Source organism: Bradyrhizobium sp. MI1.7, assembly GCF_055811795.1.
The window spans coordinates 1-5,523 of sequence record NZ_JBVVPO010000002.1 but is presented as its reverse complement, the minus strand read 5'-3'; the positions used below and the strand labels follow the sequence as shown (position 1 = coordinate 5,523).

Sequence of the window (5,523 nt, the reverse complement as noted above, 5' to 3'; positions counted from 1 at the left end):
TCACCCCCCCCACCCGCTCATAACCCCCGTGATCGGCGGGCCCGCTTTCTTTTTTTTTTTCCCCCCGGGGGCCCCCCCCCCCCGGCGGCCCCGCGCCCCCCCCCCGCCCCCCCGCGCCGCGCTCGACCGCTTTCCCGGCACGCTGATGGAGGGCGCGGTGGCCGACATGCTCAATTCCGGCGCGTTCGCCGCCAACCTGAAGCGGGTACGAAAGCTCTATCGCGAGGCGCGCGACGCGCTGGCTGAGACCCTGGAAACAGCATCCGACGGCGCGTTGTCGGTGCCTGTGCCGTCGCAAGGGCTGCACCTCGTCGCCCGGTTCGATCCATCGGTCGAGCTGTCGGCGGCGGCAGAAGCGAAGCAGGCGGCAGGCGCGGAAGGCTGGCTACTGGCCGACACCTATTCGCGCGCGCGTCCCCTGCCCGGGTTCGTGCTGGGATTTTCCGGCCACGCGGTTCCGCAACTCGTGGCCTCCGCCGAACGGCTCGCGCTGGAGTCGCGTGGCGCCTTGCGCGCGAGGAGCAAATCGGCCCGGCGGGCGTGACGAACGTTCACTATGAGAATCGCCTGCCGCTCCCTACATTGCGGCATCGATGCCGGGACCTCACATCATGCTGCTGCGCCGCGCGACCTGCCTCTCGCTGCTGATCTCGGTCGCCCTCGCGACGGCGGCGCATGCCGTCACTGTCGGACGTGAACAGGACATCACCGATCTCAAGCTCGGCCAGCGCGTGCAAGTGGATGACGGAACCTGCCCCGCCGGGCAGGTCAAGGAAGTGCGCGGTGCGAGAATGACCGACAAGGGCGTCGCGCGGACCATCGCCTGCGTTCCGCGCTTCGGTCCGAAATCGAAGTGATGGTTACGACTTCGCCGGGTCGAACATGCACTGCAAGGTCGGTTTGGCGATCTTGGTGAAGGTCGAGCCGATCTCGCCCTGCTTGGACGCGGGCACCCAATCAGTCTCGATCGTTGGCACGCCGGTCTCGCTGATGCCGCGCAACAGCGCCTCGCGCAGATCGCGGTCCTCGACGGCAGCAACGGCGTGATCATGCAGGCAGCCGCAGACCTCCTCGGGATGCTCCCAGCGCCCGAGCATCCGCGGCGCACACTGACGCATGAACTCGCTGCGGGGATCCGGTAGCCTCGAAGGAGCGCGAACCTGCGCGTGGGCAGCGCTGATCGTCAGAAGCGAAACGAACGCTGCGGCGCAGAATCGGACAATCATGATGGCCTTTATCGGCTGGTTTTTCTTGTGATTTTTCTTTTGATTTTCTTGGCTGTCGATCAGAAACGCGCAGCGACCACGATCGGCTGCGGCGCCGTGGTGGTGACCGGCGAGCCGCTGTACTGGAAGGTGCCGACACCCGGGAGATTGCCGTCCGGCGCCCCCGCGAACGAAGAGCCGGCGAGCACGAAAACGAAGGCAAGGATGAAGCTGAGCGTGCGCATGATCTCGTGTCCCAATTCCTTGGCCGGCGGTGCGTCGTCGTTGTGAAGCTGATAACCATGCGTCGTTTCGCGCGTGATGCGCCAAAAGCGGAAAATGGTTTCGTCTTTGTGAGAATTGTTTCGTCACGCGCTAGGCGACGAAACATTCAGCGGAAAATCCCAGTCTTTTCAAATGGGTCGCGCCGCGCCTGAAAGTGGCCTTGCAGGCTCTGTCCCTGCTTGGAAGCAGACCCACACTGCGCGCCGTCACACGCACGCCTTCCGCACTTCACATGCATTTTACGTTTTTCTGCTGAAGAGAAGCCCGAACGGGGGCTGGGTTCCGTCGAACCGGGCGCGATTCGACTGCGACCCAAGCCATCGAAACCGAGAAGCCCGGAACCACCGGGCGCGTTCAGTTGAGGGATGCCATCATGACGGCGCAAGATCGCGCAACGCCGCGCGACGCGGACCTGCGGACGGACCGCGCCGACCAGCGACCCAGCCGCGTCGCTTCAATCGGGGCGATGTCGCTGCAGTCGGACCGCGGCCACGAGGCCGCGCCACAAGCATTCGTGCGGCTGACCGGCTCGCATCTCGCAAAACCGCGCGCCAGCCGCACTCTCGTCACTGAGTGAACGCAAGAGCGTCACTGAGTGAACGCACGCGCGTCACTGAGTGAAGAACTCGCCGCACTTCTGGACGTTGGCGTCAGCCGGTCCCCACGGCATGACCGGTACCGTCGAGGTCGAGTTCTTCGGCGAGCCTTCGATCAGCCGGTCCGAATAGACCATGTAGACCAGCACATTCCGCTTGGCGTCACAGCCGCGCACGATCTGCATCTTCTTGAAGAACAGCGAGCGGCGCTGGCGGAACATGTCGTCGCCCTGCTCCATCTTGTTCTTGAACTTGATCGGACCGACCTGGCGGCAGGCCAGCGAGATATCCGAGACCTCCTCGGCAAGGCCGAGCCAGCCCTTGAAGCCGCCCTTCTCCGGCACCGTGAAATGACAGGCCACGCCCTCGACTTCGGGGTCGTCGAGGCCGTAGGTCGCGAGCTTGTCATTCGGGCTCATCCATTTGAATACCGTCGAGCGGCGGAAGATCAGATCCGGCTCGTCGGCGGCGATTGCAGAACTCGCTGGGACAGCGAGCAACAGGAGGAATAAAGCAAGGCCTTTCAAGCGGATGCCGGAAAGACCGGGGAAACGAGATGACATGAAGTTCTCCGGTAACAAGTCCCGGCAATGTAGGCATGCGACAGCCGGTCAGGAAGACGACCGGGAGCCAACGCGGCCGCCGTTTACCGCTCCGTGAGGCTTTTTTGCTACGTCATGGACAAAATTCGCTGACGGCAGAACTGCCGTGCTAGTGAACGCGTATCCCCTCTGCGAGACTAATTTCTGAGTTGGATTGTGGATTCGAGGAATGAATAGCGTGAACGGGGCCAGTTTTTCTGCCAGGCCGGCCCGGCTGTGGCAGGTCGCCATTTTGACGGCGGCGGGTGCGATTGGCTTGACCAGCCAGGCGGACGCGGCGTTCTACTACTGGAGCGACTACTCCGACGGGTCCTACGCCGCCCGGCAGGAGCGCTATCCCGACATTCCCCGGCAGAAGCCTCAGAAGCGCAGTACGGCTGGCAAGAAAGCGGTCGTCGCCGAGAAGGAAGCCGGCACGAAGCCGCAAGGTCCGCTCGTGATCGTCGTGTCGATCGATCGGCAGAAGGTGACGGTCTACGACACCAACGGCGTGTTCGCGGAATCCGCGGTGTCGACAGGCATGAAGGGCCACTCGACGCCGATGGGCGTGTTCAGCGTGATCCAGAAGCACAAATTCCACCAGTCCAACATCTATAGCGGCGCGCCGATGCCGTACATGCAGCGGATCACCTGGTCCGGCATCGCCATGCATGCCGGCGTGCTGCCGGGCTATCCGGCCTCGCACGGTTGCATCCGCATGCCGATGGCGTTCGCGGTGAAGATGTGGAACTGGACCAGGATGGGCGCGCGCGTGATCGTCTCGCCCGGCCAGATGTCGCCGCAAAATTTCTCGCATCCCCTGCTCGCCTCGGTGCGCGTGCCGCCGCAGCCCGCCGCCAGCCTGGAGCCGCAGACCAATGTCGGCGACAAGGCCGACAAGGGCGCCGCACCAACCAAAGTCAGCGAAGCAAAACCCGTCGAGACGAAGACCGCCAGCGCGGAGAGCGCGCTCGAGCTGCGTTCGTCGCTCGGCCATACCGTGATGTCGGATGCCACCACCGGCAATGCACCGGCGCGCGCGGAAGCAGCCGCACCAGCCGACAAGGTTGAGGCCAAGTCTGAAAAGAGCGCCGAGGCATCTGCCCCGGTCAAGCCGCAGTCGGAAGAAGCAGCCAAACCCGCAAGCACCGACGCAAAGCCCGTTGAGGCCGCGGAAGCGCCCAAGACTGCAGAAGCGCCCAAGGCTGAAGCCGCCGAGCCCGCGAAGAAGCCCGATGCGCCCGCTGCCGCACCGGCGCTCGCCGCCTCGCCCGACGCCAAGAAGGACGAGACCCGCGTCGCTGATCCTGCGCCTGCCGCGAAGCCGGAGACGCCCAAACGGGCCGGCCAGATCGCGGTGTTCATCAGCCGCAAGGACTCCAAGCTCTACGTGCGGCAGAACTTTGCGCCGCTGTTCGAGGTTCCCGTCACGATCGCTGCGAGCGACCGGCCGCTCGGCACGCACGTGTTCACCGCGGAGGTCGACAAGACCGACACCAACGCGTTGCGTTGGTCGGTGGTATCGCTGCCGGTCTCCGCCCGCGCCGCCGCGCGCGAGGATGACAGCCGCGTGACACTCCGCCAGCGTGGCGCCGCCGTGATCCCCGTCGCCGCCAAGCCCGTTACAGCCAAGCCCGTGGTCATGCCGGACAGCCCAGCCGAGGCACTCGACCGTATCTCGATCCCTGCGGACACCATGGCGAAGATCAACGAGATGCTGACATCGGGCGGCTCGATCATCGTCTCCGACCAGGGCATCAACCAGGGCGAGACCGGCGAAGGCACCGACTTCATCGTCCGCCTGTACTAGAGCGCTTTCGAGCGAAGTGGCGCCGCCCCGCGTCCGATAACGCGGTGTTGACCAGGCGCGTCGCGCCGACGCAGTAAGGTGCGTCCCGGATCACGTCGGGGGACGTTGCCATGCTGAACCGCAGGACCATGCTCGCCGCGCTGGTCGCGACTACCGCGTCTGCTGGACGCAGCCGTGCCGATGGCGGCATGAGCCGAATCTCGGCCTATGCCTTCTCCTTCCCTGCATTATCAGGCGACGACATCCGCCTTGCCGCGTTCACGGGCAAGCCGCTGCTGGTGGTCAACACTGCTTCGCTCTGCGGCTACACTCCGCAATACGCCGGCCTGCAAGAGCTCTGGAGCGAGTTTCGCGAGCGCGGGCTCACCGTGATCGGCGTGCCCTCCAACGATTTCGGTGGCCAGGAGCCCGGCGGCACCAGCGAGATCACGGAGACTGCACACCACCAATACGGCGTTACCTTCCCGATCGCGGCCAAGGCCGTGGTGCTCGGCGCCAAGGCGCATCCGTTCTACAAATGGGCGGCCGAGGCGCGCCCCCGCGACGTTCCGCGCTGGAACTTCCACAAATACCTGATCGGGCGCGACGGCTACATTGCCGAGGTGTATCCGTCTGCGGTCGATCCGACGGACACACGGGTCAAGACGGCGATTGCGAAGGCGCTGGCCGACAGCTGACACCCGCAAGCCCGCATCCGGTTGGGCACAATTGTGGCGGGGTGCCAAACAGCCGTTGCAATGACGAGGGCCCACCATCTAGGCTAGGACTATCAAGGGGCAGGATGGTTTTGCCAGAGGCGAAAAGCTGCGGCGGAACAACGGGATCAATCTCGAGGACAACACCATGCGTGTGGCGGCAGGACTGATTTTGGCAAGCGCGATGTCGGTTGCGATGGCAGGCGCAGCGTGGTCGCAGACCCCGGCCGCAAAGCCCGCAGCCGCCACACAGGCGGCACCTGCTGCAGCCCCCGCCGCAGCACCGGCGCCCGCTCCCGCGGCGGCAGCCGCTGCGCCGACGCAAGCGGCCTTCCCGCCCCCGCCCAAACA

At 65.1% G+C, this 5,523-nt stretch carries 7 protein-coding genes and 2 pseudogenes; 6 read left to right on the top strand and 3 right to left on the bottom strand.

What is annotated here, in order from left to right:
• Positions 1 to 112 precede the first annotated feature (112 nt).
• Both AC0L3X_RS02735 and AC0L3X_RS02730 read left to right on the top strand, forming a co-directional pair.
• A pseudogene (locus AC0L3X_RS02735) lies at positions 113 to 544 on the top strand (MocR-like pyridoxine biosynthesis transcription factor PdxR); the annotation flags it as partial.
• Positions 545 to 611: 67 nt separating this feature from the next.
• Positions 612 to 857: a DUF6719 family protein gene (locus AC0L3X_RS02730; RefSeq protein ID WP_071914551.1), complete on the top strand. Its 246-nt coding sequence runs from the start codon at positions 612 to 614 to the stop codon at positions 855 to 857.
• A gap of 3 nt (positions 858 to 860) precedes the next feature.
• On the opposite strand, the gene AC0L3X_RS02725 is transcribed toward AC0L3X_RS02730, so the two are convergent.
• Positions 861 to 1,226 carry a hypothetical protein gene (locus tag AC0L3X_RS02725; RefSeq protein ID WP_063983641.1) on the bottom strand — a complete coding sequence of 122 codons (366 nt, stop codon included), beginning with the start codon at positions 1,224 to 1,226 and terminating at the stop codon, positions 861 to 863.
• A gap of 59 nt (positions 1,227 to 1,285) precedes the next feature.
• A complete protein-coding gene (locus AC0L3X_RS02720) occupies positions 1,286 to 1,450 on the bottom strand; it encodes a hypothetical protein (protein ID WP_354131226.1) in 165 nt (54 codons plus the stop codon).
• A gap of 413 nt (positions 1,451 to 1,863) precedes the next feature.
• Here AC0L3X_RS02720 and AC0L3X_RS02715 point away from each other — a divergent pair, with 413 nt between their 5' ends.
• On the top strand, positions 1,864 to 2,067 hold the full coding sequence (locus AC0L3X_RS02715; protein ID WP_354131225.1) for a hypothetical protein: 204 nt from the start codon (positions 1,864 to 1,866) through the stop codon (positions 2,065 to 2,067).
• A 33-nt stretch (positions 2,068 to 2,100) separates the two neighbouring features.
• Here the strand turns inward: AC0L3X_RS02715 and AC0L3X_RS02710 are convergent, their stop codons facing one another.
• Positions 2,101 to 2,649 (bottom strand): CreA family protein, encoded by a 549-nt coding sequence (locus AC0L3X_RS02710; protein ID WP_028157500.1) that lies wholly within the window; start codon positions 2,647 to 2,649, stop codon positions 2,101 to 2,103.
• A 208-nt stretch (positions 2,650 to 2,857) separates the two neighbouring features.
• Here AC0L3X_RS02710 and AC0L3X_RS02705 point away from each other — a divergent pair, with 208 nt between their 5' ends.
• The 3 genes and pseudogenes from AC0L3X_RS02705 to AC0L3X_RS02695 all read left to right on the top strand — a co-directional run.
• The gene (locus AC0L3X_RS02705; RefSeq protein WP_354131224.1) at positions 2,858 to 4,477 is read left to right on the top strand and encodes a L,D-transpeptidase; all 1,620 of its coding nucleotides are present in this window, start codon (positions 2,858 to 2,860) and stop codon (positions 4,475 to 4,477) included.
• 110 nt (positions 4,478 to 4,587) lie between these two features.
• Complete coding sequence (locus AC0L3X_RS02700; protein WP_247311262.1) at positions 4,588 to 5,154, top strand: glutathione peroxidase; 567 nt, start codon at positions 4,588 to 4,590, stop codon at positions 5,152 to 5,154.
• Positions 5,155 to 5,320: 166 nt separating this feature from the next.
• A pseudogene (locus tag AC0L3X_RS02695) lies at positions 5,321 to 5,523 on the top strand (polysaccharide deacetylase family protein); the annotation flags it as partial.